Annotated in this window: 22 protein-coding genes; 14 read left to right on the top strand and 8 right to left on the bottom strand. The window is 70.4% G+C overall.

Annotated features, from left to right (window positions below; translation table 11 throughout):
- Window positions 1-36 precede the first annotated feature (36 nt).
- On the bottom strand, window positions 37-447 hold the full coding sequence (locus AC27IY_RS37145) for a nuclear transport factor 2 family protein (RefSeq protein WP_487180896.1): 411 nt from the start codon (window positions 445-447) through the stop codon (window positions 37-39).
- Between the two features lie 50 nt (window positions 448-497).
- Between AC27IY_RS37145 and AC27IY_RS37150 the strand changes: the two genes are divergently transcribed.
- On the top strand, window positions 498-980 hold the full coding sequence (locus AC27IY_RS37150) for a MarR family winged helix-turn-helix transcriptional regulator (RefSeq protein ID WP_423450835.1): 483 nt from the start codon (window positions 498-500) through the stop codon (window positions 978-980).
- A 110-nt stretch (window positions 981-1,090) separates the two neighbouring features.
- Window positions 1,091-1,588 (top strand): G/U mismatch-specific DNA glycosylase, encoded by a 498-nt coding sequence (mug, locus tag AC27IY_RS37155; protein ID WP_423450834.1) that lies wholly within the window; start codon window positions 1,091-1,093, stop codon window positions 1,586-1,588.
- A 3-nt stretch (window positions 1,589-1,591) separates the two neighbouring features.
- Here the strand turns inward: mug and AC27IY_RS37160 are convergent, their stop codons facing one another.
- Window positions 1,592-2,485, bottom strand: a complete 894-nt coding sequence (locus AC27IY_RS37160; RefSeq protein ID WP_487180898.1) for a CAP domain-containing protein — start codon at window positions 2,483-2,485, stop codon at window positions 1,592-1,594.
- Between the two features lie 435 nt (window positions 2,486-2,920).
- Between AC27IY_RS37160 and AC27IY_RS37165 the strand changes: the two genes are divergently transcribed.
- The 6 genes from AC27IY_RS37165 to AC27IY_RS37190 all read left to right on the top strand — a co-directional run bounded on the left by AC27IY_RS37165 (window position 2,921) and on the right by AC27IY_RS37190 (window position 10,814).
- Window positions 2,921-4,684, top strand: coding sequence for an ABC transporter substrate-binding protein (locus AC27IY_RS37165; protein ID WP_487180899.1), 1,764 nt, complete (start codon window positions 2,921-2,923; stop codon window positions 4,682-4,684).
- A gap of 63 nt (window positions 4,685-4,747) precedes the next feature.
- Window positions 4,748-5,743: an ABC transporter permease gene (locus AC27IY_RS37170; protein WP_329573855.1), complete on the top strand. Its 996-nt coding sequence runs from the start codon at window positions 4,748-4,750 to the stop codon at window positions 5,741-5,743.
- On the top strand, window positions 5,740-6,624 hold the full coding sequence (locus AC27IY_RS37175) for an ABC transporter permease (protein ID WP_423450831.1): 885 nt from the start codon (window positions 5,740-5,742) through the stop codon (window positions 6,622-6,624). The genes AC27IY_RS37170 and AC27IY_RS37175 overlap by 4 nt, the downstream gene beginning before the upstream one ends.
- Window positions 6,621-7,562: an ABC transporter ATP-binding protein gene (locus AC27IY_RS37180; protein ID WP_364444289.1), complete on the top strand. Its 942-nt coding sequence runs from the start codon at window positions 6,621-6,623 to the stop codon at window positions 7,560-7,562. The genes AC27IY_RS37175 and AC27IY_RS37180 overlap by 4 nt, the downstream gene beginning before the upstream one ends.
- Window positions 7,562-8,437 carry an ABC transporter ATP-binding protein gene (locus AC27IY_RS37185; protein ID WP_487181220.1) on the top strand — a complete coding sequence of 292 codons (876 nt, stop codon included), beginning with the start codon at window positions 7,562-7,564 and terminating at the stop codon, window positions 8,435-8,437. Before AC27IY_RS37180 ends, AC27IY_RS37185 begins: the two co-directional genes overlap by 1 nt.
- A 10-nt stretch (window positions 8,438-8,447) precedes the next feature.
- The gene (locus AC27IY_RS37190; protein ID WP_487180900.1) at window positions 8,448-10,814 is read left to right on the top strand and encodes a glycoside hydrolase family 2 protein; all 2,367 of its coding nucleotides are present in this window, start codon (window positions 8,448-8,450) and stop codon (window positions 10,812-10,814) included.
- On the opposite strand, the gene AC27IY_RS37195 is transcribed toward AC27IY_RS37190, so the two are convergent.
- The 3 genes from AC27IY_RS37195 to AC27IY_RS37205 form a co-directional block, all read right to left on the bottom strand.
- Window positions 10,804-11,520, bottom strand: coding sequence for a DUF6879 family protein (locus AC27IY_RS37195; protein ID WP_423450829.1), 717 nt, complete (start codon window positions 11,518-11,520; stop codon window positions 10,804-10,806). The genes AC27IY_RS37190 and AC27IY_RS37195 overlap by 11 nt on opposite strands.
- Window positions 11,521-11,610: 90 nt before the next feature.
- The gene (locus AC27IY_RS37200; RefSeq protein ID WP_423450828.1) at window positions 11,611-12,132 is read right to left on the bottom strand and encodes a DUF1707 SHOCT-like domain-containing protein; all 522 of its coding nucleotides are present in this window, start codon (window positions 12,130-12,132) and stop codon (window positions 11,611-11,613) included.
- 32 nt (window positions 12,133-12,164) lie between these two features.
- Entirely contained in the window at window positions 12,165-12,929 is a 765-nt protein-coding gene (locus AC27IY_RS37205) for a PadR family transcriptional regulator (RefSeq protein ID WP_487180901.1), read from the bottom strand.
- Between the two features lie 473 nt (window positions 12,930-13,402).
- On the opposite strand from AC27IY_RS37205, the gene AC27IY_RS37210 reads away from it, so the two are divergent.
- On the top strand, window positions 13,403-14,131 hold the full coding sequence (locus AC27IY_RS37210) for a metal-dependent hydrolase (protein WP_344212327.1): 729 nt from the start codon (window positions 13,403-13,405) through the stop codon (window positions 14,129-14,131).
- 137 nt (window positions 14,132-14,268) lie between these two features.
- Complete coding sequence (gene acnA, locus AC27IY_RS37215; protein WP_423476815.1) at window positions 14,269-17,004, top strand: aconitate hydratase AcnA; 2,736 nt, start codon at window positions 14,269-14,271, stop codon at window positions 17,002-17,004.
- Window positions 17,005-17,194: 190 nt separating this feature from the next.
- Here the strand turns inward: acnA and AC27IY_RS37220 are convergent, their stop codons facing one another.
- The 3 genes from AC27IY_RS37220 to AC27IY_RS37230 form a co-directional block, all read right to left on the bottom strand.
- Window positions 17,195-17,899 (bottom strand): neutral zinc metallopeptidase, encoded by a 705-nt coding sequence (locus tag AC27IY_RS37220; RefSeq protein WP_423476707.1) that lies wholly within the window; start codon window positions 17,897-17,899, stop codon window positions 17,195-17,197.
- 84 nt (window positions 17,900-17,983) lie between these two features.
- A complete protein-coding gene (locus AC27IY_RS37225) occupies window positions 17,984-18,292 on the bottom strand; it encodes a hypothetical protein (protein WP_487180902.1) in 309 nt (102 codons plus the stop codon).
- Window positions 18,293-18,373: 81 nt separating this feature from the next.
- Window positions 18,374-19,330: a TIGR01777 family oxidoreductase gene (locus tag AC27IY_RS37230; protein ID WP_487180903.1), complete on the bottom strand. Its 957-nt coding sequence runs from the start codon at window positions 19,328-19,330 to the stop codon at window positions 18,374-18,376.
- A gap of 284 nt (window positions 19,331-19,614) precedes the next feature.
- Here AC27IY_RS37230 and AC27IY_RS37235 point away from each other — a divergent pair, with 284 nt between their 5' ends.
- The 4 genes from AC27IY_RS37235 (at window position 19,615) to AC27IY_RS37250 (ending at window position 24,058) form a co-directional block, all read left to right on the top strand.
- The gene (locus AC27IY_RS37235) at window positions 19,615-20,730 is read left to right on the top strand and encodes a sugar ABC transporter substrate-binding protein (protein WP_344212314.1); all 1,116 of its coding nucleotides are present in this window, start codon (window positions 19,615-19,617) and stop codon (window positions 20,728-20,730) included.
- A 63-nt stretch (window positions 20,731-20,793) separates the two neighbouring features.
- Window positions 20,794-21,558, top strand: a complete 765-nt coding sequence (locus AC27IY_RS37240) for an ATP-binding cassette domain-containing protein (protein WP_344212312.1) — start codon at window positions 20,794-20,796, stop codon at window positions 21,556-21,558.
- Window positions 21,555-22,817 carry a sugar ABC transporter permease gene (locus tag AC27IY_RS37245; RefSeq protein WP_423450824.1) on the top strand — a complete coding sequence of 421 codons (1,263 nt, stop codon included), beginning with the start codon at window positions 21,555-21,557 and terminating at the stop codon, window positions 22,815-22,817. The genes AC27IY_RS37240 and AC27IY_RS37245 overlap by 4 nt, the downstream gene beginning before the upstream one ends.
- Window positions 22,818-22,852: 35 nt before the next feature.
- A complete protein-coding gene (locus AC27IY_RS37250) occupies window positions 22,853-24,058 on the top strand; it encodes an ROK family transcriptional regulator (protein ID WP_364444320.1) in 1,206 nt (401 codons plus the stop codon).
- Window positions 24,059-24,066 lie beyond the last annotated feature (8 nt).

The following is a 24,066-nucleotide window of genomic DNA, read 5'->3' on the forward strand; positions in this document are numbered from 1 at the left end:
GTGCTGCACGGGCACCCACCGCTGTGTGGCGGGATGTCAGCGGCGGGTCAGGCGCTCGTAGCAGTCGTAGTTGCGCTGGGCCGCGATCTTGCCGTCGCGGAACTCGAGGAATGTTCCGATGTGCGCCCGCAGGGTGTGGCCGGCCGGCAGGTCGCCCAGCGGTACGGCGAGTGTGCCGGTCCAGAGCACCTCGAGGGCGACCTGGTCGCCGGCCGCGACCGCGTTCAGCACCTGGAAGCGCTGCTCTTTGATGGTCGTGCGGCCGCGTTCGGCCGCCGCGCGCAGGCCGCCGAGGTCGCGTACGGCCCCGTCGGGGAAGAGCGCATTGGGCAGCTCGCGCTGCACGACGTCCTCGTGGAAGTACGGCTCGGGACTCTCGCCTCGGGACACCGCCTCGTGGTAACGAACGGCGAGGTCCACGTTGGCGTGCTGCTGGAGGTCGGTCATATTCACAACCATAGTTGTACAACCAAGGTTGTCAACTGCAGAATGTCTTCATGCAGCCTGTACGACCCGGCGACCTGGACACCGGGACGCTCGCCCTCTTCGTCGGATTCGCGGCCGCCTCCGTCGTGCAGGAGAGCCTGGCGGAGCAGGGCTTCTCCGGCCTGCGGTTCGCACACGGATACGTCTTCCAGCATCTTGTCGGCGACGCCGGTCCCACAGTGGGCGACCTGGCCCCGAAGCTGGGCGTGACGCAGCAGGCGGCATCCAAGACCGTGGCCGAGCTCGAACGCCTCGGCTACGTGGAGCGCCTGGCTGACCCGCGCGACGCCCGCATCCGCCGCGTGCACCTGACCGGGCGAGGCCGCGAGGCGGTGGCGATCGCCCGGCGGGCCCGCGAGGCGCTGGAGTCGCGGCTGGCCGAACGCGGCGGGAAGCGGCGGTTGGAGGAGTGCCGCGCGCTGCTCGCGGACCTGCTGGACGAGCTGGGCGGGGCGCCGGCCGTACGCCATCGCGAGGTCCGGCCGCCCCGCTAGCCCTCTGTGAGGGATCTTCAGCGGCTAGCCCCTAACGGGGGGACCGCCGTCCTGGGGCGCCGTTGACGGGCGCGCGGCCGGCCACCGGAAATTTCGGGCTAAGGTGTGGCGTGCTCGACGACGTCCTCGGTCCCTCGCTCGACGTGTTGTTCTGCGGCATCAACCCCGGCCTCATGTCCGCCGCCACCGGTCACCACTTCGCCCGTCCCGGCAACCGGTTCTGGCCCGCGCTGCACCTCTCTGGGTTCACGCCCCGCCTGCTCGCGCCCGCCGAGCAGCACCTGCTGCCCGAGTACGGGCTCGGCATCACCAACCTCGCCCCCCGCGCCAGCGCCAAGGCGTCGGAGCTGACGAGGGAGGAGCTGGTCGAGGGCGGGGCCGCGCTGGCGGCGAAGGTGGCCGGGCTGGCCCCGAAGGCGCTCGCGGTGCTGGGCGTGTCGGCCTACCGCACCGCCTTCCTGCGGCCCAAGGCGCGGATCGGGCCGCAGGAGGAGACGGTGGGCGGGGCCAGGGTGTGGGTGCTGCCCAATCCGAGCGGGCTCAACGCCCATTGGACCCTGGCCGGGATCGCGGACGAGATGCGCCGCCTGCGATCCTCGCTCACCTAGTGCCTAGCGGGCGGCGAAGTCCTGCGTCCAGTAGATGCGGCCCTGGGCGTTCTTGGCGGCGCCGACCCCGATGAGGTTGTAGCGGCAGTTGAGGATGTTGGCCCTGTGTCCGGAGCTGTTCATCCACGACTGCATGACGGAGGCGGGCGAGGACTGGCCGAAGGCGATGTTCTCGGCCCAGGCGGAGCCGCCGGTGAACCCGGCCGCGCGGATGCGGTCGGTGAAGCTCCTGCCGTCCTTCGAGGTGTGGCTGAAGTAGTCCTGCTTCGCCATGTCGTCGGAGTGGCCGAAGGCCGCGGCGCGTAGTTGCGCGTTGTGCGTCAGGGCGCCGCAGCCGGCCTTGGCGCGCTCGGCGTTGACCAGCCTGACGACCTCGTTCTCCTCCGCGGTGCCCACGGCGCCGCCGGTCGGGCCGGTCGTCGGGCCGGTCGTCGGGGAGGTCGAGGTGGTCGGCCTGCTGGTCGGCGTCGCGGTGGGCGAGCCGCTGGGGGAGCTCGTGGGCGTCGGGGTGGGCGTGGCCGAGCCCGGGTCGCAGGTGAGCCGGACCGCCCGCGACTTGACCGGGCGGCCGCGGTAGTCGGTGGCGGTCGCGTAGTACGTGCCCGGCCGGCAGTCCACGGCCAGGCTGACGCGGCCGTTCCTGGTGGCGCCGCTCTTGATGACCGGGTCCTTGCCGGGGACGGCCCGCAGGATGCGGACGCGTACGAGCGAGGGGGAGAAGCAGCCGCGGCGGGCGGCCGACGAGACGATCTTCAGGGCGTTCCCGCTGAGCCTGGGCTTGGTGACGGTCACCCGGCAGGCCGCCTGCGATGCGGTCGCGGCCTCGGCCGCGGTGATCGGCGCGCACAGGGCGGCGACGCTCACCAGGCCGGCAAGGACCCCAAGGGGTCTACGCATAGGGGGGTTCCTCCAGTTGCGATGGACGCTGGATCGCAAGGCATTCTGTCGGGGCCGCAACCCATTTGTCTCCCATTTCGCAACATTTCTGTGATGTCGCAGGTAAACCAAAGCGTCTCCTGGTGCGTCAGAGGCGGCATTCGCCCCCCTCGGCATGTGGTGGGCGCTTCCGCTCCCTGCCCCGTTCCGGCCGCCCGAAATCCGGTCACCGAACCGGTTAGGTGACCGTTGAGAGCGCTCCCGGCGCTGATGTCTCGAAACCGTCACGGCTATTGACGGGAGCGACACCAGGAATTTACGTTCGCGGTACTTATCCGGTTCAGCAAACCTCAGCGCTCGCGGCGGGAGCCCGTTCGGCATCAGCCTTGGGAGCGCTCCCACAGGTACGTGCTCGTAGGAACCTTCGCGCCCCCACGCGAAGGAAGGAGAGAAGCGATGCGTCACCGGCCCAGGAAGATCATCCCGCTCCTCGCGGCGGTCCTGCTCGCCGCCACGGCCTGCAGCGGCGGCCCCTCCACCCCGACCGGCCCCGCCCCCAGCCAGGGCCAGAGCCAGGGAGCACCGGCCAACGCCGACCCGAACCAGCTCCCGCGTGGCGAGACCCTCTACACCACCGGCACCCAGTGGGGCCCGCCGGCCAACTTCAACCCGATCAGGGAGTGGGACTCGGCCGTCGGCACCAAGGGCCTGGTGTACGAGTCGCTGTTCCACTACGACACCACCGCCGCCAAGCTCACCCCCTGGCTGGCCGAGAGCGGCTCGTGGACGGACGACACCACCTACGAGATCAAGCTGCGCCCCGGCATCAAGTGGTCCGACGGGCAGCCGTTCACGGCCAAGGACGTCGTCTTCTCCTTCGAGCTCGGCAAGATGGAGACGATCCCGTACCACAACCTGTGGAACTGGCTGCAGAAGGCGGAGGCGGTCGACGACCAGACCGCGCGCTTCACCTTCTCCACGGCCAACTACCAGGAGTGGGACTTCATGCTCTACACGCGCACGATGGTCCCCGAGCACATCTGGAAGGACCGCTCCGAGAAGGAGGTCCTGGACGGGATCAACGAGAACCCGGTCGGCACGGGCGCGTACAAGTTCCTGAGCAAGGACCAGGACCGCGTGACGCTGCAGCGCCGCGACGACTGGTGGGGCAAGACCGCGCTCAACATGGAGCCCAAGCCCCGCTACATCGTCGACATCGCCACCCCGAGCAACGAGGTCGCGATGGGCCTGCTGCTGCAGAAGGGCCTCGACCTCAGCAACAACTTCCTGCCCGGCGTGGCCAACCTGGTCCAGGGCAACTTCGGGCTGACCACCTACTACAACGAGCCGCCGTACATGCTGTCGGCCAACACCGCCTGGCTGGTGCCCAACACCACCAAGAAGCCGATGGACGACCCCGCCTTCCGCAAGGCCCTCGCCTCCTCGATCGACGTCAAGAAGATCGTCGAAGGCGTCTACGGCAACCTCGTCAAGGCCGCCAGCCCGACCGGCCTGCTGCCGCAGTGGGACAAGTACGTCGACCAGGACGTGGTCGCGAAGTCCGGCTTCACCTTCGACGCCGCCAAGGCCAAGAAGCTGCTGGCCGACGCCGGCTACAAGGACGGCGACGGCGACGGGTACGTCGAGAACAAGGACGGCTCCAAGATCAGCCTGTCCCTCATCGTCCCGTCCGGCTGGACCGACTGGATGGAGTCGGCCCGCTCGATCGCCGCCAGCGCCAAGGCCGCCGGCATCCAGGTCACGCCCGACTTCCCCGACTTCAACGCCCTGGTGGAGAAGCGCACCAAGGGCGACTTCGACCTGGTGATCAACAACGAGCGGCAGCTGTCGAACTCGCCGTACACGTACTACGAGTACCTGTTCCAGCTGCCGATCCAGAAGCAGCAGAACACGGTGAACTTCGGCCGCTACGAGAACAAGAAGGCCTGGGACCTCGTCCAGCAGCTCGACCAGGTCAAGACCGACGACACCGCCGGCATGCAGAAGATCATCTCCCAGCTCCAGCAGATCCACCTGGACGACCTGCCGGTTATCCCTCTCTGGTACAACGGCCTCTGGGCGCAGTCCAGCACCTCGGTGTGGAAGAACTGGCCGGCCGCGGCCGGGAGCGCGCCGAAGACCCCCGCCGTGATGTGGCGCAACTGGCTGGAGCTGGGCGGGTTCGAGACCCTCACCCAGATCCAGCCCGCCGCCTCCTAGCCGGACCCTCGAAGCCCCCGCTCCCCGGCGCCGGGGAGCGGGGCCCTCACGGAGACAGATCACGTGCGTCGATACTTCGGCAGGAAACTGCTCATCTACGGGCTGACGTTCTTCGTCGCCGTCACGGTCAACTGGATGATCCCGCGCTTCATGCCCGGCGACCCGGTCGCCAGCATGGTCGCGCGGGCCAACGTCACCAAGCCCGAGGCCGTCGAGGCGATGCGGGCCTACTACAACAACCTCTTCGGCCTGGACCAGCCGCTGCTCACCCAGTACGCCAACTTCTGGGGCGCGCTGCTGCGCGGCGACTTCGGCACCAGCATCTGGCTGTTCCCGACCCCGGTGAGCCAGGTGATCGGCGGCGCGGTGCCGTACACGCTGGCGCTGGTCGTCCCGTCGGTGCTGCTGAGCTGGGTCGTCGGCAACCAGTTCGGCGCGTACGCGGCCCGCCGCAAGCTGCTCGACAACACCGTCCTGCCGGTCGGCTACGTGCTGACGGCGATGCCGTACATGTGGCTGGCGGTGCTGCTGGCCTGGTCGCTCGGCGTGATCGCCGGGCTGTTCCCGGTGGCCGGCGGCTACAGCTTCTCCATGCGCCCCAACCTGTCGTGGACGTTCTTCCTCGACCTGCTGCACCACTGGACGCTGCCGTTCCTGTCGCTGTTCCTGGTGGCGCTCGGCGGCTGGGCGATCGGCATGCGGAACATGATCATCTATGAGCTGGAGTCGGACTACTCGACCTACCTGTCGGCGCTCGGCGCGCCCGCCCGGCTCATCCGCAGGTACGCCTTCCGCAACGCCGTCCTGCCCCAGATCACCGGCCTGGCCCTGCAGCTCGGCGTGCTCGTGGCCGGCGCGCTGGTCACCGAGATCGTCTTCGCCTACCCGGGCCTCGGCAGTCTCATTCTCAAGGCCATCCAGAACAAGGACTTCTTCCTCCTCCAGGGGGCGTTCCTGTTCATCGTGCTCGGCGTGCTGATCGCCAACTTCATCATCGACATCGTCTACGTCGTGGTCGATCCTCGGACCAGGGCGGGAATGGCGGGTGCGCAGGCATGACGACGATCCAGGAAGCCGTGCCGCGCGAGCGGGCCGCAGTCCGGCGCGAGGCGCTCTACTTCGCGGTGCGCAACGGCAAGCTCATGACCGGCCTGACGATCGTCCTGGCGCTGCTCCTGCTGGGACTGGTCGGGCCGCTGTTCGTGGCCGCCGCGCCCAACGAGTACAGCGTCCAGGCGATGAGCCCGCCCACCGGCGAGCACTGGTTCGGCACCACCACCTTCGGCCAGGACATCTTCGCCCAGTTCGTCCACGGCCTGCGGGCCACCTTCGCCGTCGGCGTGGTCGGCGGCGGCATCGCCGCGGTCATCGGGATGGTCGTCGGCTTCGTGGCCGGCTACGTCGGCGGCCTGGTGGACGAGGTGCTCAACATGCTGACCAACATCATCCTGGTCATCCCCAGCCTGGCCGTGCTGCTGATCGTCAACGCCTACCTGGGCATCCGCAGCGTGGCCGTGCAGGGCCTGTTCATCGGGCTGACGCAGTGGCCGTGGGCGGCGCGGGCGATCCGGGCGCAGACGTTCTCGCTGCGCACCCGCGAGTTCGTGGACCTGGCCAGGATGAGCGGGTCGGGCACCGGGCGCATCATCGCCAGGGAGATCGCCCCGAACATGAGCTCCTACCTGTTCATGACGTTCATCCTGCTGTTCGGCGGCTCGGTGCTCATCGCCTCCTCGCTGGACTTCATCGGCCTCGGCCCCACCGAGGGCGTCTCACTGGGCCTGATGCTGCAGAACGCCAACCAGTGGAGCGCGCTCCAGCTCGGCATGTGGTGGTGGTTCGTGCCGCCGGGCGCCGCCATCACCGCCATCGTCGGCGCCCTGTACGTCGCCAACGTCGGCCTCGACGAGGTCTTCAACCCGAAGTTGAGGGAGACATGAGTCTTCAGGTCAGCGAGCTGAGGGTCCACTACCGGACGCTCAGGGGCGACGTGCGCGCGCTCGACGGCATGTCCTTCGAGCTCGGCGACGGCGAGATCCTCGGCCTGGTCGGCGAGTCCGGCTGCGGCAAGAGCACCCTGGGGAAGTCCCTCATCCGCATGGACGGCCGCATGCGGCACGTCGGCGGCCGGGTCGTGCTCGACGGGCGCGAGCTGCCGATCGCCGACGACCGGGCGATGAACGGCTTCCGCTTCAAGGAGGTCTCCCTCATCCCGCAGTACGCGATGAGCGCGCTCAACCCCACCCGCAAGATCCGCAAGATGGTCGGCGAGCTGCTGCGCTCGCGCGGCGTCACGCTCGACGCCGCCGAGCTGGAGCGGCGCATGGACCAGGTCGGGCTGCCGCGCGAGGTGCTCGACCGCTACCCGATCGAGCTGTCCGGCGGCATGAAGCAGCGCATGGTCATGGTCATCTCGACGCTGCTCGACCCGTCGCTGCTCATCGCCGACGAGGTCACCTCCGCGCTCGACGTCTCCACCCAGAAGGCCGTCGCCCGCGCGCTGCTCGGCTTCCGCGACAGCGGCTACGTCAAGAGCATGATCTTCGTCACCCACGACATCGCGCTCACCCACCACATCGCCGACACGATCATGGTGATGTACGCGGGCCGCCTCGCCGAGAAGGCCCCCGCCGACGCGCTCGTCAAGGCGCCCAGGCACCCGTACACCAGGCTCCTCGTCGACTCGCTGCCCGAGGTCGGCGTCCGCTACGCCGAGCGGCGGCTGGAGGGCATCGCCGGCAGCCCGCCGTCGCTGCTCGACCCGCCCGCCGGCTGCCGTTTCCGCGCCCGCTGCCCGCTCGCCGGGGACGAGTGCGCCGAGGAGCCGCCCGTGGCCGAGGTCGCGCCCGGCCACCACGTCGCCTGCTGGAAGGCATGATGCTGAGACTCGACCACGTCACCAAGGTGTTCAGGATCGGCGCCTTCGGCGGCCGTACCGTCACCGCCGTCAGGGACGTCAGCTTCGACGTCGCGCCCGGCGAGGTCGTCTCCCTCATCGGGGAGAGCGGCAGCGGCAAGAGCACGCTCGGCCGCCTGATCCTCGGGCTCAGCAAGGCCACCAGCGGCACGATCACCTTCGACGGGCGGCCGGCGCGGGCGGGCAAGGACTACTACCGCGACGTCCAGGGCATCTTCCAGGACCCGTTCAGCTCGTTCAACCCGGTGTTCAAGGCCGACCGGGTGTTCGCGATGATCAAGGAGTCGTACCATCCCGGCGTGCCCGAGGGGGAGTGGGCCGAGCGGGTCCGCGCGGCGCTGCGCGACGTGCGGCTCAACCCCGACCAGGTGCTCGGCAAGTTCCCCCACCAGCTCAGCGGCGGCCAGCTCCAGCGCCTGCTCATCGCCCGCGCGCTGCTGCTGGAGATCCGCCTGCTGGTGGCCGACGAGATCACCAGCATGCTCGACGCCTCCACCCGCATCGACGTGCTCAACCTCCTGGCCGAGCTGAAGACGCGCGGCCTCGGCGTGCTCTACATCACGCACGACCTGTCGCTCGGCAACTACCTGGCCGAGCGGACGATCGTGCTGCGCGAGGGCGCGGTCGTGGAGATGGGCCCGACCGGCGAGGTCTTCGGCGACCCGCTCCATGCCTACACGCGCGAGCTGCTGTCGGCGGTGCCGCGCCTGCACGAGGATTGGGCCGACGCCGAGGACACGGGCACCTGCCTCTACCACGAGCGCGGGGCCTCCGGCGGCCTGCTGGAGGCCGCTCCGGGCCACTTCGTCGCGTGCGCCCGGTCGAAGACCTGTTAAGGAGATCTCCTTGAACCACCGTCCGCTGCACGACGGCTGGACCCTGTCGTCGCGGGACGCCGCGGATCTCATCACCGGGGTCCCGGCCACCGTGCCCGGCTGCGTGCACACCGACCTGCTCGCCGCCGGGCTCATCGACGACCCCTACCTCGACGACAACGAGCGGCGGCTGGCCTGGATCGGCCGCAGGGACTGGACCTACCGCACCACGTTCGCCTGGTCGCCGGACGAGCACGAGCGTACGGACCTCGTGTGCCGCGGGCTCGACACGGTCGCCGAGATCACGCTCAACGGGGTCCGCGTCGGCGGCACCGCCAACCAGCACCGCTCCTACCGGTTCCCCGTCCGCCACCTGCTGCGCCACGGGGCCAACGAGCTGACGGTCACCTTCCGCTCCGCCTACGCCTACGCGGAGGAGCAGCGGGCGGCGCTCGGGGAGCGGCCGGGCGCCTACGACGAGCCGTACGCGTTCATCCGCAAGATGGCCTGCAACTTCGGCTGGGACTGGGGCCCCACGCTGGTCACGGCCGGCATCTGGCGGCCGATCGGGCTGGAGAGCTGGAGCGGCGCCCGGCTGGCCGAGGTGCGCCCCCTGGCCGACGCCGACGGGACGGTGCGGGTGCACGTCCGGGTCGAGCGCACCGCCGAGGGGCCGCTCACGCTGTCGGCCGAGGTCGCCGGAGTCACCGCCGAGCGGCGCATCGACGGCCGCTCGGCCGTGCTCGCGCTCAAGGTGCCCCGCCCCGACCTGTGGTGGCCGCGCGGCCACGGCGACCAGCCGCTCTACGACCTGACGGTACGGCTCGGCGAGGACGAGTGGCACGGCAGGATCGGCTTCCGCTCGGTGGAGCTGGAACGGGAGGCGTTCCGGTTCAAGATCAACGGCAGCCCCGTCTACGTCAGGGGCGTCAACTGGATCCCCGACGACTGCTTCCCGTCCCGCGTGACGAGGGAGCGGCTGGCCGAGCGGTTCGGGCAGGCCCTCGACGCCGGCGTCAACCTGCTACGGGTCTGGGGCGGCGGCCTGTACGAGAGCGACGACTTCTACGACCTCGCCGACGAGCTCGGCCTGATGGTCTGGCAGGACTTCCCGTTCGCCTGCTCCGCCTACCCCGAGGAGGAGCCGTTCCGGTCCGAGGTCGCCGCCGAGGCCCGCGAGAACGTCACCCGCCTGGCCCCGCACCCCAGCCTGGTGCTGTGGTGCGGCAACAACGAGAACCTGGAGGGCCACGCCGACTGGGGCTGGCGCGACAAGCTCCAGGGGCGGAGCTGGGGCGCGGGCTTCTACCACGACCTGCTGCCCGGCATCATGGCCGAGCTGGACCCGACGCGGCCGTACTGGCCGGGCAGCCCCTACTCGGGCGCGCCCGCCCTGCCGCCGAACGACCCCGCCCGCGGCACCGTCCACATCTGGGACGTCTGGAACCGCGAGGACTACACCCGGTACGCCGCCTACCGGCCGCGTTTCGTCGCCGAGTTCGGCTTCCAGGGGCCGCCTACGTACGCGACCCTGCGCCGGGCCTCCTCCGACGAGCCGCTGACCCCGCGCTCCTCGCACCAGAAGGCCGTGGACGGCCAGGAGAAGCTGCTGCGCGGGCTCGGCGGGCACCTGCCGCGGCCGGGCACGTTCGACGAATGGCACTACCTGACCCAGCTCAACCAGGCGCGGGCGGTGGCGTTCGGCGTGGAGCGCTTCCGCGCGCTCATGCCGCACACCATGGGCACGATCGTCTGGCAGCTCAACGACTGCTGGCCGGTGACGTCGTGGGCGGCGGTGGACGGCGACGGGCGGCGCAAGCCGCTCTGGCACGCGCTGCGCCGCGCCTACGCCGACCGGCTGATCACCGTGCTGGACGGCGAGCTGGCCGTGGTCAACGACGCCCCGCAGGCGTGGTCGGGCGAGCTGGAGCTGGTCCGGCGCCGGCTGACCGGCGAGCCGCTGGCCAAGGAGGTCGTCGCCGTGCACGTGGCGCCGCGCGCGGTGACCAGGGTGGCGCTGCCGCCGTCGGTGGCCGCGGCCGACGACGCGGCGCGCGAGCTGCTGTCGGCCCGGCTCGGCTCGGTCCGCCTGGTGCGCTTCTACGCCGAGGACCCGGCCGTCGCGTTCCCCCCGGCGGTCTGGGACGCCGACGCCGCGCCCGCGCAGGACGGCTACCGGGTGACCGTCACCGCCCGCACCGTGCTGCGCGAGCTGGCGCTCTTCCCCGACCGGCTGGACCCGGCCGCGGGCGTGGACGACCAGCTCGTCACGCTGCTGCCCGGCGAGAGCGCGGTCTTCCACGTCACCACGGCGAAGGCGCTGGACGCCGCCGCGCTGACCGGCTTCCCGGTGCTGCGGTGCGTCAACGAGCCGGGCGGCGCGCTGTTCAGACCCTGAACTCCTCGGTGCGGTGCCCGTAGCCGGGCACCGCGGCCCGCATCGCGTCGGTGACGGCGGGCGGCGGCAGCGGCGCGATCTCGCGCTCGTGGAAGGCGAGCACGTCCTCGCCGGCGGCGAAGAGCGCGCGCACCGCCGCCAGGCAGGGGCCCACGACGCGGGCGTCGGTGATCCGGCGGCCGCCGCGGCAGCCGCCGTACTCGTCGTAGAGCACCTCGTACATGAGGGACGGGCCGAAGACGACCAGCTCCGGCAGCGGGTCGAGGTGCGCGACCCGCGCGGCCGGCAGCACCCGGCACGGCGATCCCGCGCGCGCCCGCACGGCCAGCACGTGCATCTCCCACTGCAGGTACGCCGTGACGGGGAACTCCGCCACCCGCACCCGCCTGACCGGCACCCGGCTCATGAAGTAGCGGCGCAGCGGGCCCGCCATCTCCGCGACCAGGGCGAGGGAGCCCGCCCAGTCGCCGTCCATCATGGCCCGCCAGCTCGCGACGTCCGGCTCGTAGAAGGTCTGCGCCCGCTCCAGCTTCCACATCGGCTCGGCGGTCACGGCGTGGTCGCGGTCGAAGGCGGCGTGGTAGCCCTCCGCGTCGAGGACCAGGGCGTCGGCGTGCGCCACGGCGGCGAACGGGTTGCCCACGAGGTCCTGGGCCGGATCATGACCCGGGTGGTCGACCGTGTTCGACGCGCCGTGCTCGGTCATGCGGCTCCCTCCGTCGGCTGAAAACCCGCCCAGATCATCAATGGCGTCCCTGACAGGGTCAAGGCCCAAAAACGATCCGCGCGGGCTCGCTCAGCCGCGGTGGTGCGCGCGCCGGCGGACCAGGCTGAAGAGCATGGCCACCAGCCACACGCCGAACAGCACCTTGAGGACGCCGAAGCCGCCCACCGCGAAACCGATGATCATGAGCACGAAGAGCAGCCCGACGAAGGGGTGCGGTCCGTGGTGCCGGTGGTGACGCGCCGGGCCGTGCTTCCACTGGTGGCGCATCTCCCTGCGGGCCTGGCGCATGTCGTGGTGCATCTGGTGCATCTGGTGGCGATGGGCGCGCATCGCCTCGTGCCAGTCGCCGCCCATGCCGGGAAGCGGGGGAGGCTCCAGGAATCCCGGCACCCGGGAGCGGGCCGCGGGCTGGGAGCCGGGCAGGTCGGCCGTGACCCGGGCGAGGTCACGGGCGGTCTTGGCGGCCAGCGCGTGGTCCAGCCGCTCGTCGAGTTCTTCGCGGGTCAGGCGGCCCTCGGCGAAGTGCTCGCGCAGGGCGGCCATCGTCTGCTCGCGCTCGGCGTCGCCGATGCGGAGGTCGTTCGGGTCCATGCCTGGCTCCTCGCTCCGTGGGCCTCGCAGGGTCACTCGTCGCCCGGGTCGCCGTCGGCCAGAATCTGGTAGAGCTTGCGCCGGGTCTCCACCAAAGTCTTACGCGCTTCGCGGATTTGTGCGTCGTTCCCGGTCTGGAGAATCTGCATCATCGCGAAGGCCGACTGGCGGCCGATCTGCCACAGCTCGGTGACGTTGTCGTCGACGTCGGGGCGCATCTCGTCCCACGGGGTGCGGACCTCGTCGGGGTGCGCCTCGATGTAGGCGCGGCCCTCGTCGGTGAGACGGAAGCTCTTGCGGCCCTCGCTCTCCTCGGAGATCACCAGCCCCTCGTCGGTGAGCTGCTGGAGCGCCGGGTAGACGGCGCCGGGGCTGGGCTTCCAGCCGCCCTCGCTGCGCTCGGCGATCTCCTGGATGATCTGGTAGCCGTTGCGCGGCTCCTCCGCGAGCAGGGCCAGGATGGCGGCGCGGACGTCGCCGCGCTTGGCCTTGCGGCCCCGGCCGCCCCAGCCGCGGTGGCCGCCGAACGGCCCGCCGGGCCCGAACGGCCCGCCGCCGCCGAACGGCCCTCCGCCGAACGGGCCCCCCGGCCCGAACGGCCCACCGGGTCCGAACGGCCCACCGGGCCCGCCTCTCCTGCCGCGCTCCCGGTGCTCATGCCGGTGCTCGTGCCTGTGGTGCCGGTGGCCGCCCATCTCCTCGAAGGCCTCGGCCAAGGACTTGAACGCCTCGCGGGCGGCTCGCTTGTACTCGTGCGCGCCGGGCCAGGGACCGGGCGCTGCCTGTGCGGAACTCATAGGTTTCCCCCTATATCGTGATTCGCTCTCGATGCATCAACGATATATCGCTACTGTGTCGCCAGCAAGCCCCCTGTCAACGTGAGCCAGATCACGAAAAAGTTGCGAAATCAGGGAACAGGATCGGGGATGGAGCCGTTGAACAGAGCAGACGAGGTCGTTCCGCGTCGGCAGGGCTGGGGGGTGCTGTCGCCGTGGAGACGACCTCGTCTGCGTTCTCATGGCCCGCGCTCCGCGCGGGCTGGCTCGGTCGCTCAGACCCGTCGCCTTCCCTCGTCGCTCCGGTCGCTTCGCTCCCTGCGCTCCTCAGTCCAGGCGACGGCGCTCCCTCGCAACCCCCGAACGCGCAGCGTCCTCAATCCCGAACGCGCGCAGCGCCCGCAATCCCCAACGCGCAGCGTGGGAAGTTTCCGGAACACGGCGACCGAGCCGCCCGCGCGAAGCGCGGGCAATAAGCAGGTACGCTCCCGATCATGATGGGGCATACGCATGCGATGACCGGGGCCATCGCCTGGCTGGGGCTGGCGCCACCACTGGCCGCCCTGCCGCTGCTGACCGAATCCTCCCGCTTCATCGAAACCGGCATCATGGTCGGCGCGCTCGGACCCGCCGAGCTGATCGCCGGCGCCATCATCTGCGCGGGCGCGGCGATGCTGCCCGACCTCGACCATCCCAGCGCCACGATCGCCCAGACCTTCGGGCCGGTCACCTGGTTGCTGAGCAAGGGCGTGTCCTGGCTGGCCGGCGGCCACCGGGGGGCCACCCACTCGCTGGCCTTCGCGGTCGCGCTCGGGTTAGGCACGCACTGGCTGGCCAACACCTATCCCATCGGCCGCGACATCATGGTCGTGCTGCTCATCGGCCTGGCGCTGCGCGCGATCGGCGTCGGCATCCCGGGCAACAAGCTGGGCTCGGCGATGGTCAACATCGGCATGACCGCCGGGCTCTACGCCGTCTTCCTCTCCCTCGGCGTGGGCTACGCCTGGCTCGGCCTCGCGGTCGGCGTCGGCTGTCTGATCCATGTCGTCGGCGACTGCATGACCGAGCGCGGCTGCCCGGTGTTATGGCCGCTCGGGGTGAAGTTCGTGCTGCCGTGGAAGATCGGCATCAAGACCGGCAAGAAGTTCGAGCAGAAGATCCTGGCCCCGCTCCTGTCGGTGGCGATCATCGGCCTGCTCTTCTGGCGCCTCGCGCCGGTTTAACTTGATGTCGAGATATCCTAGTAATATCTTGACGTCGAGACATCCGCCTCCGGCCGTGGAGTTAGGCGTACCTAACGTACGAGTGGTTCCGGCTGTGCGGCAGGATTTGAGTGAACACCGGTCTGATGAGGAGGCGAATCACCGTGTCCGCGAACAGCTTCGGCGCCCGTGACACGCTGCGCGTCGGCGACGCGTCATATGAGATTTTCCGGCTGGATGCCGTCGAGGGCGCCGCACGCCTCCCGTACAGCCTGAAGATCCTCCTGGAGAACCTCCTGCGCACGGAGGACGGCGCGAACATCACCGCCGACCACATCCGCGCGCTGGGCTCCTGGGACCCCAACGCCGCGCCCAGTGTCGAGATCCAGTTCACCCCGGCGCGCGTCATCATGCAGGACTTCACCGGCGTGCCCTGCGTCGTCGACCTCGCCACCATGCGCGAGGCCGTCCGCGACCTCGGCGGCGACCCGGCCCGCATCAACCCGCTCGCCCCGGCCGAGATGGTCATCGACCACTCCGTGATCGTCGACTACTTCGGCCACCCCGACGCCTTCCAGCGCAACGTCGAGCGCGAGTACGAGCGCAACCGCGAGCGCTACCAGTTCCTGCGCTGGGGCCAGACCGCCTTCGACGAGTTCAAGGTCGTCCCGCCCGGCACCGGCATCGTCCACCAGGTCAACATCGAGCACCTGGCCAGGGTCGTCATGATCCGCGACGGCAAGGCCTACCCCGACACCTGCGTCGGCACCGACTCCCACACCACGATGGAGAACGGCATCGGCGTGCTCGGCTGGGGCGTCGGCGGCATCGAGGCCGAGGCCGCGATGCTCGGCCAGCCGATCTCCATGCTCATCCCGCGCGTGGTCGGCTTCAAGCTCAACGGCAAGCTGCCCGCCGGCGCCACCGCCACCGACCTGGTGCTGACCATCACCGAGATGCTGCGCAAGCACGGCGTGGTCGGCAAGTTCGTGGAGTTCTACGGCGAGGGCGTCTCCTCGGTGCCGCTGGCCGACCGGGCCACCATCGGCAACATGAGCCCCGAGTTCGGCTCCACCTGCGCGATCTTCCCGATCGACGGCCAGACCGTCGACTACCTGCGCCTGACCGGCCGCACCGAGGAGCAGATCGCCCTCGTCGAGACCTACGCCAAGGCCCAGGGCCTGTGGCTCGACCCGTCGGCGCCCGAGCCGGTGTTCTCCGAATACATCGAGCTCGACCTCGGCACGGTCGTCCCGTCCATCGCCGGCCCCAAGCGCCCGCAGGACCGCATCGCGCTGTCCGACGCGAAGCACGCCTGGCGCCGCGACGTCGAGAACTACGTGAGCGACGGCGTGGACGAGGCCGTCGAGGAGAGCTTCCCGGCCTCCGACGCGCCCGCCTCCAACGCCACCGCCAACGGCGGCCGGCCGCACAAGCCGGTGCCCGTCACGCTGGCCGACGGCACGTCGTTCGAGATCGACCACGGCATCGTCTCGATCGCCGCGATCACCTCGTGCACCAACACCTCCAACCCGTACGTCATGCTCGGCGCGGCCCTGCTCGCCCGCAACGCCGTCGACAAGGGCCTCACCCGCAAGCCGTGGGTCAAGACCTCGCTCGCGCCGGGCTCCCAGGTCGTCACCGGCTACTTCGAGCGCTCGGGCCTCCAGCCCTACCTCGACAAGATCGGCTTCAACCTGGTCGGCTACGGCTGCACCACCTGCATCGGCAACTCGGGGCCGCTGCTGCCGGAGATCTCCGAGGCCATCCAGGCCAACGACCTCGCGGTCACCGCCGTGCTGTCCGGCAACCGCAACTTCGAGGGCCGGATCAACCCCGACGTCAAGATGAACTACCTGGCCTCGCCGCCGCTCGTGGTGGCGTACGCGCTGGCCGGCACCATGGACCTCGACCTCGACACCGAGCCGCTCGGCGTCGGCAGCGACGGGCAGCCGGTCTACCTGCGCGACATCTGGCCCTCCCCGGAGGAGGTCGCCGAGGTCGTCCACTCCTCGATCGGCCGCGAGATGTTCGAGCGCGACTACGCCGACGTCTTCAAGGGCGACGACCACTGGCGCTCGCTGCCGATCCCGACCGGCGACACCTTCGAGTGGGACCCCGACTCCACCTACGTCCGCAAGGCCCCCTACTTCGACGGCATGCCGGAGAAGCCGGAGCCCGTGACGGACATCAGCGGCGCCCGCGTCCTGGTCAAGGTCGGCGACTCGGTCACCACCGACCACATCTCGCCGGCCGGCTCGATCAAGGTCGGCACCCCGGCCGCGCAATACCTGCAGGCCAACGGGGTCGAGGTCAAGGACTTCAACTCCTACGGCTCGCGGCGCGGCAACCACGAGGTGATGATCCGCGGCACGTTCGCCAACATCCGCCTGCGCAACCAGATCGCGCCGGGCACCGAGGGCGGCTACACCCGCGACTTCACCCAGCCCGACGGCCCGGTGTCGTTCATCTACGACGCCTCGGTCAACTACGCCGCCGCGGGCACGCCGCTGGTGGTGCTGGCCGGCAAGGAATACGGCTCCGGCTCCTCGCGCGACTGGGCGGCCAAGGGCACGGCGCTGCTGGGCGTCCGCGCGGTCATCGCCGAGTCCTACGAGCGCATCCACCGCTCCAACCTCATCGGCATGGGCGTGCTGCCGCTGCAGTTCCCGGAGGGCGCCACGGCGGCGTCGCTGGGCCTGACCGGCGAGGAGACGTTCGACATCACCGGCGTCGAGGAGCTCAACAAGGGCGGCATCCCGCAGACCGTGCACGTCAGGGCCGGCGACGTCGAGTTCGACGCGGTCGTCCGCATCGACACGCCGGGCGAGGCCGACTACTACCGGCACGGTGGCATCATGCAGTACGTCCTGCGCTCGCTGCTGGCCAAGTGATCTTCCTGGTCGCCGCCCGGTCATGAGCCGGGCGGGGGCCGGGGGTTGGGGCGTGATCCTCACGCGCCCCGCATCGGGGGAACCACCCGAACCGACGAGGCCGTCCGGCGGAACACCCTCCGCCGGGCGGCCTTCGCCGTTCCCCCCTTCGCCGTTCCCCCTTCGCCGTTCCCCCTTAGCCGTTCCCCGCTTACGCGACGCGCCCGGCCGGCGCGGACCAGGTGTCGCAAACGGCGGGGGAGAGCGACTGGCGGCCGCGCTCCAGCCAGCGGGCCCGGTTGACGCCCTTGCCGTGGCTGCGGACGCCGTCGAAGTCGTCGCCGCTCGCCCTGATGGTCTCCACCAGGGCGGCCCAGTCCTGCCCGGAGCGCCCCAGCGAGCCCTGCACGCTGCCCAGGAACACTCCCGCGAGGCAGTCGGCCTGCAACTCGTAGCGGCGCCGCGCCGCGCTCTCACGCGTCCTGGGGAGGCCGACGCCCATGAGGCGCTGCACGTGGTGGCCGTACTCGTGGGCGGCGACCTTGAGCGGATAGAGGTCCGTACGGTTCTCGATCCAGGGCCCGGTGAGCGGGAAGACGAGCGTGCGCCGCTCCACGCAGTAGAACGCCGCCGCCTGCGCCGGCCAGTCCCCGCCGCAGATCCGGTCGGCGGGCTCGTCGAAGTACCGCACCACGGGCCTCGCGAACGTCCGCCCCGCCTTCGCGAAGTACGCCCGCCACGAGGCGTCCAGGCAGCCCACGACCGTCCTCAGGTACTCCCTGGCACGCGGGATCCCGCCCGTGCTGAGCGCCGGCTCGGGACAGGACACGGCCGGGAGCCGGCCCGCCTTCGCGGGGAACGCGGGCGCGGCCGTCAGGGTCGCGGTGAGGGCGAGCGCGATCGGAAGAGCGAACACGACCGGCAGCATAGCCAGACGCGCGTGCGACGCACTGGCAACGGGACGTCAGCCGGTCCACGGCAACGACGAACGGCCCGGCGATCACATGACGCTGTCGCACCCCTTCAGCCCCACCAGGTAACGCGCCAACTCTCCAGTCGTGACGCGCTCCTCCCCTATGGGAGGAGGCCCTTCCCCCGCTTTCACGTCCATGTAGGGAGAGAGCGTCGGCGTGATCGTAGGGGTGGGCCGGTGCACCGGCGCCGGCGCGGCTTCGGCGATCCAGGCATCAACCAGCCTGTCCGTGTACGAGGTCGACATCAGGCAGGACACCCCGACCGGCGCTGCTGCCGGAACCGTCGCGACCATGACCAGACCCATGCCGACCAAGACGGCGAAACGCCACCCCACTGCTGCCTCCTGATCGTGTCGACCGGCGCCCCAGCATGCCCTATCTGGATCACGACCAGGACAAGCCCGGTGCCCTGAGGCTCACACGGTGGATCCAGGCCCGCCGCGCAGGCGTCGCACGAGGTCGTCGGCGGCCTCCGGCCATTGCGGGTAGTCGAACGTGAAGCCCGCTTCGAGCAGGCGGCCGGGGACGACGCGGCGACTTTTCAACAGGAGTTCGGTATCCGAGCGCAGCGCGAACGCGCCGAGCTCGGCCATCCACTTCGTTGCGGGCAGGCCCACCGGAACACCCCACGCGGCGCGCAGCACGCGCATGAACGTGCGTTGCGGTAATGGGACAGGAGCGGCGAGGTTCACCGGTCCGGCGAGGTCGTCCCGGTCGGCCAGGAACTCGACGGCGCGGACGAAGTCGCGGTCATGGATCCAGGACACGTATTGCGCACCGCCGGCGACCGGGCCGCCAAGTCCAAGGCGCACGAGCCGCAGCAAGACCTCGAAGACGCCGCCACGGTCGGGGCTCATCACCATGGCAGCGCGCATGCTGACCTTGCGCGTGTGGGGGGTCTCGGCTTGTTCCTGCGCCCGCTCCCACGCTTTCGCGATCTCAACGCTGTAGGCCCAGTAGCCCGGCACGCCCGGTTCGGCGCCGCCCAGCACGCCGGTCACCTCGTCGTTGGGGGCGTCGAAGCGGTGGGCGTAAACGGTGGCAGTGCTCATCTGGAGCCAGACCTTGGGAGGCCGTACGGCGGCCGCGACAGCCTCGCCCACCACCCGGGTGGAATGCACCCGCGAATCCATCATGGCCCGCAGATTGTCAGGCGTGTAGCGACAGTTGACGCTGCGTCCGGCCAGGTTGATCACTACGTCGCTGCCGTCGATCTCCTTCGCCCATGGGCCGAGTGTCTCGGCATCCCAGCGGACGTCGCGATCGTGCACCGGCCGCCTGGTCAGGATCACGACGTCATGGCCCGCAGCGGTCAGTGCGCGACTCAGGATGGTGCCTACCTGCCCGGTCCCCCCAGGTATCACGATCTTCATCCGGCTTCCCCCAAGGTGAGTAGGGCAAGCCTAGCGCGGCTGGCTGAACACGTTCAAAAGCGGCTCATGCCGCCACAGGAGAACCATCAGGCCCATGACACACCGGGCTCCCAGATCTGCCGGCCTCGACGCCCAGGAGTCCGGGAGGTTGAGGCTGCGTTTCTGGATTGTTACCGGAAACAACAAACTCCCGGCCCGGACCCCCTTCCAAAGCAGGCCGTCCCGGAATACGTTGCCGCAAACAACATTCATCCGGGCCCCTCCGGAAGAAAGGACCCTGCACCATGCGCAAGGGGATCCTCAGCCTGACCGCCGCGGCAGCCGCGCTCGCCCTCGGTCTCACCGCCTGCGGGGGCGACGGCGGTCAGACCAGCACGTCGACCACCTCCGAGTCGGCCACGGCGGCGGCCAAGGCCGGCAAGATCGGCGTCATCCTGCCGGACAGCAAGTCCTCGGCCCGGTGGGAGACGGCGGACCGCAAGTACCTCGAAGAGGCGTTCAAGGCCGCCGGCGTCGAGTACGACATCCAGAACGCCCAGAACGACAAGACGGCGTTCCAGACCATCGCCGACCAGATGATCACGAACGGCGCCACCGTTCTCATGATCGTCAACCTGGACAGCGGCAGCGGCAAGGCCGTCATCGAGAAGGCCAAGTCGCAGGGCGTCGCCGTGATCGACTACGACCGGCTCACGCTCGGCGGCGGCGCCGCCTACTACGTCAGCTTCGACAACACCAAGGTCGGCACCCTCCAGGGTGAGGGCCTGTCGAAGTGCCTGACGGACAAGAAGGCGGACAAGCCGATCGTCGCCTACCTCAACGGCTCTCCCACCGACAACAACGCCACGCTGTTCAAGCAGGGCTACGACGGTGTGCTCAAGCCGAAGTTCGACTCCGGCGACTACGTCAAGGGCCCCGAGGAGTCGGTGCCCGAGTGGGACAACACCAAGGCCGGCACGCTCTTCGAGCAGATGCTGACCGAGCAGCCGAAGATCGCCGGCGTCCTGGCCGCCAACGACGGTCTCGGCAACGCCGCCATCACCATCCTCAAGAAGAACGGCCTCAACGGGAAGGTCCCGGTCACCGGCCAGGACGCGACCGTCCAGGGCCTGCAGAACATCCTCGCCGGCGACCAGTGCATGACCGTCTACAAGGCGGTCAAGAAGGAGGCCGACGCCGGGGCCAAGCTGGCGGTGGCGCTGGCCAAGGGCGAGAAGCCCACGGCGAGCTCCAGCGTCAAGGACCCGGAGAGCGGGCAGGACGTCCCCGCCGAGCTCATGGAGCCGCAGGCCATCTACCTCGACAACGTCAAGGACGTGGTGGCCGACGGTTACGTGACCAAGGAGGAACTGTGCACCGGTGACTTCGCCGCGAAGTGCACCGAGGCCGGAATTCAGTAGAACCGAGAGGGGTACGGCCCGCGTCACCGGCGCGGGGCCGTACCCTCCCCTCTAGGGAGCCCCATGACCCCCCTCCTTGAAGTGCGCGGGATCGACAAGAGCTTCGGTCCGGTCAAAGTCCTGCACAACGTCGAGTTCTCCGCCTACCCCGGCGAGGTCACCGCACTGGTCGGCGACAACGGGGCGGGCAAGTCCACCCTGGTCAAGTGCATCGGCGGCATCTATCCGATCGACGGCGGCACGATCTCCTTCGACGGCAAGCCGGTGCAGATCCACACCCCGCGCGACGCCGGCGAGCTGGGCATCGAGATCGTCTACCAGGACCTGGCCCTGTGCGACAACCTGGACATCGTCCAGAACATGTTCCTCGGCCGGGAGCGCAAGAGCGGGCTCCTGCTCGACGAGGACTCCATGGAGGAGCTCGCCGAGAAGACCCTCAGCAGCCTGTCGGTGCGCACCGTGAAGTCCATCAGGCAGCAGGTCTCCAGCCTGTCCGGCGGGCAGCGGCAGACCGTCGCCATCGCCAAGGCCGTGCTGTGGAACAGCAAGGTCGTCATCCTCGACGAGCCCACCGCCGCCCTGGGCGTGGCCCAGACCGCGCAGGTGCTCGAACTGGTCCGCAGGCTGGCCGACACCGGCCTCGCCGTCGTCCTCATCTCGCACAACATGAACGACGTGTTCGCCGTCTCCGACCGGATCGCGGCGCTCTACCTCGGCAGGATGGCCGCCCAGGTCAAGACCTCCGACGTGACGCACGCGCAGGTCGTCGAACTGATCACCGCCGGCCGCAGCGGGGAACTCGGTCTCAAGAACGGGGTCACCCCATGAGCAAGGTCAAGGAACTGCCCGGCGAGGCCATCGTCGCCGCGACGCAGGCCCCGTCCATCGGCAACAGCTTCCGCGCGTACGTCCAGCGGGTGCGCGGCGGCGACATGGGGTCACTGCCCGCCGTCCTCGGCCTGGTGGTGCTCTGCGCGGTGTTCGCGATCGCCCGCCCCTCGTTCGTCACCGCGATCAACTTCGCCAACCTCTTCACCCAGGGCGCCGCGATCACGCTCATCGCGATGGGCCTGGTGTTCGTGCTGCTGCTCGGCGAGATCGACCTGTCCGCCGGGTACGCGAGCGGTGTCTGCGCGGCCGTGCTCGCCGTCACCCTCGCCAGCCTGGGCCTGCCCTGGTACGTGTGCGCGCTGGCCGCCATCCTCACCGGCGTCGTCATCGGCGTCGTGCTCGGCGCGCTGGTGGCCAAGGTCGGCATCCCGTCGTTCGTGGTGACGCTGGCAGCCTTCCTCGCCTTCCAGGGCCTGGTCCTGGTGCTGGTCAAGGAGGGCACGAACATCTCGGTCCGCGACCCGGTGATCCTCGCCATCGCGAACAAGAACCTGGAGCCGTGGCTCGGCTGGGCGCTCTACGCCGTCTGCGTGGGCGCCTTCGCGGCCATCCAGCTCGTCCGGGCCGCCCGGCGCACCAAGCGCGGCCTCACCGCCGACCCGCTGTCGCTCATCGCCTTCCGCGTGGGGGCGCTGGCGGTGCTGGCCGGCGCCGCGGTGTTCGTGCTCAACCTGGAGCGCAGCCGCAACCCGGCGCTGGTCTCGCTCACCGGCGTGCCGATCGTGGTGCCGATCATCCTCGTGCTGCTGGTCGTGTGGACGGTCATCCTGCGCCGCACGTCGTTCGGCCGCCACCTGTACGCGGTCGGCGGCAACACCGAGGCCGCCCGCCGGGCCGGCATCCCGGTCGACCGGCTCAAGATCAGCGCGTTCGTGATCTGCTCGGCGATGGCCGCCGTCGGCGGCATCGTGGCCGCCTCCCGCGCCAGCTCCGTCGACCCCAACACGGGCGGCAGCTCGGTCCTGCTGTACGCGGTCGGCGCTGCGGTCATCGGCGGCACGAGCCTGTTCGGCGGCAAGGGCCGGGTGCTCGACGCCGTGCTCGGCGGCGCCGTGGTGGCCGTCATCGAGAACGGCATGGGCCTCATGGGCTACGGGGCCAGCGTCAAGTATCTGGTCACCGGGTGCGTGCTGCTCCTCGCCGCGGGCGTCGACGCCCTGGCGCGCAGGCGGGCGGCTGCCGCTGGTCTAAGGTGATCAGCGACCCGCAGCCTCTCAAGGAACCCCAGATCATGCGTGCCGGCCCCTCGCAGGAGGACATCAGGCGCCACAACCTCGGCGCGCTCCTTCGCCACGTCCACCTGGGCGGGCCGACCTCGCGTGCCGAGCTCACCGCCAAGATGGGGCTCAACCGCAGCACGATCATGGCGCTGACCTCCGACCTCACGGCTGCGGGGCTCGTACGCGAGGAGCTGCCCCGCGAGACCGGCCGGGCCGGCCGCCCCTCGCTGGTGGTCCGGCCGGAGTCGTCGCGGGTCTACGTGTTCGCCTTCGACGTGGGGCCCGACCGGCTCGCGGTCGCGCGCGTGGGGCTGGGCGGGGTCATACTCGACCGGCGCGAGGCCGTACGCCGCCGTGAGGTGTTCGAGCTGGACGAGCTGACCGGCGCGCTCGCCGGCTTCGCCCGGCAGATGCGCCGCAAGACCAGGGCCGACACCGTCTGCGTGGGCGCGGCGGCGGCCGTGTCCGGCGGCGTGCGCAAGGCCGACGGCGTGGTCACCTTCGGCCCCAACCTCAAGGCGGAGGAGGTGCCGTTCGGCGAGGAGCTGGGCCGCAAGCTCGGCCTGGGCCTGCCGGTCAGCGTCGGCAACGACGCCAACCTGGCCGCGCTCGCCGAGCACAGCCGCGGCGTCGGCGTCGCCGTCAGGGACCTCATCTACCTGCACGGCGACGTGGGCATCGGCGGCGGCATCATCGCCGGCGGCCAGTTGCTCGGCGGCCACGACGGCTACGGCGGCGAGGTCGGCCACATGGTCGTCAACCCGGGCGGCCGGGCCTGCGGCTGCGGCTCGCACGGCTGCCTGGAGGCCGAGGTGGGGGAGCGCGCCCTGCTGGAGGCGGCCGGCCGCTTCGGCGCCGGGCAGCAGGGCCGCGATGCGGTCCGGGCCGTGGTCGAGGCGGCCGACCGCGGCGACATCGTCGCCCAGGAGGCGCTGAGCCGCACCGGCGAATGGCTCGGCCTCGGCGTCGCCAACCTCGTCAACATCTTCAACCCCGAGATGGTGATCTTCGGCGGCATGCTGCGTGAGGTCTATCTCGGCTCGGCCGCGCAGGTGCGCACGCAGCTCACCCTGCACGCCATGGCCGCGCAGCGCGAGCAGGTGCGGCTGCGCACCTCCGCGCTCGGCGACTCCGCCACCCTGGTCGGCGCGGCGGAGCTGGCCTTCGCGCACGTGCTCGCCGACCCCCTGGAGGTCCTGGCCCGCGCGAACGGCTAGCCGGCCGG

This window comes from Nonomuraea sp. B208 (assembly GCF_057536035.1).

Bases quoted from the DNA above. Each gene is read 5' to 3' on its own strand.
- AC27IY_RS37145 (WP_487180896.1), bottom strand. From the start codon at position 447: ATGACCGACCTCCAGCAGCACGCCAACGTGGACCTCGCCGTTCGTTAC.
- AC27IY_RS37150 (WP_423450835.1), top strand. From the start codon at position 498: ATGCAGCCTGTACGACCCGGCGACCTGGACACCGGGACGCTCGCCCTC.
- AC27IY_RS37160 (WP_487180898.1), bottom strand. From the start codon at position 2,485: ATGCGTAGACCCCTTGGGGTCCTTGCCGGCCTGGTGAGCGTCGCCGCC.
- AC27IY_RS37165 (WP_487180899.1), top strand. From the start codon at position 2,921: ATGCGTCACCGGCCCAGGAAGATCATCCCGCTCCTCGCGGCGGTCCTG.
- AC27IY_RS37175 (WP_423450831.1), top strand. From the start codon at position 5,740: ATGACGACGATCCAGGAAGCCGTGCCGCGCGAGCGGGCCGCAGTCCGG.
- AC27IY_RS37180 (WP_364444289.1), top strand. From the start codon at position 6,621: ATGAGTCTTCAGGTCAGCGAGCTGAGGGTCCACTACCGGACGCTCAGG.
- AC27IY_RS37185 (WP_487181220.1), top strand. From the start codon at position 7,562: ATGCTGAGACTCGACCACGTCACCAAGGTGTTCAGGATCGGCGCCTTC.
- AC27IY_RS37195 (WP_423450829.1), bottom strand. From the start codon at position 11,520: ATGACCGAGCACGGCGCGTCGAACACGGTCGACCACCCGGGTCATGAT.
- AC27IY_RS37200 (WP_423450828.1), bottom strand. From the start codon at position 12,132: ATGGACCCGAACGACCTCCGCATCGGCGACGCCGAGCGCGAGCAGACG.
- AC27IY_RS37205 (WP_487180901.1), bottom strand. From the start codon at position 12,929: ATGAGTTCCGCACAGGCAGCGCCCGGTCCCTGGCCCGGCGCGCACGAG.
- AC27IY_RS37210 (WP_344212327.1), top strand. From the start codon at position 13,403: ATGATGGGGCATACGCATGCGATGACCGGGGCCATCGCCTGGCTGGGG.
- AC27IY_RS37230 (WP_487180903.1), bottom strand. From the start codon at position 19,330: ATGAAGATCGTGATACCTGGGGGGACCGGGCAGGTAGGCACCATCCTG.
- AC27IY_RS37235 (WP_344212314.1), top strand. From the start codon at position 19,615: ATGCGCAAGGGGATCCTCAGCCTGACCGCCGCGGCAGCCGCGCTCGCC.
- AC27IY_RS37240 (WP_344212312.1), top strand. From the start codon at position 20,794: ATGACCCCCCTCCTTGAAGTGCGCGGGATCGACAAGAGCTTCGGTCCG.
- AC27IY_RS37245 (WP_423450824.1), top strand. From the start codon at position 21,555: ATGAGCAAGGTCAAGGAACTGCCCGGCGAGGCCATCGTCGCCGCGACG.
- AC27IY_RS37250 (WP_364444320.1), top strand. From the start codon at position 22,853: ATGCGTGCCGGCCCCTCGCAGGAGGACATCAGGCGCCACAACCTCGGC.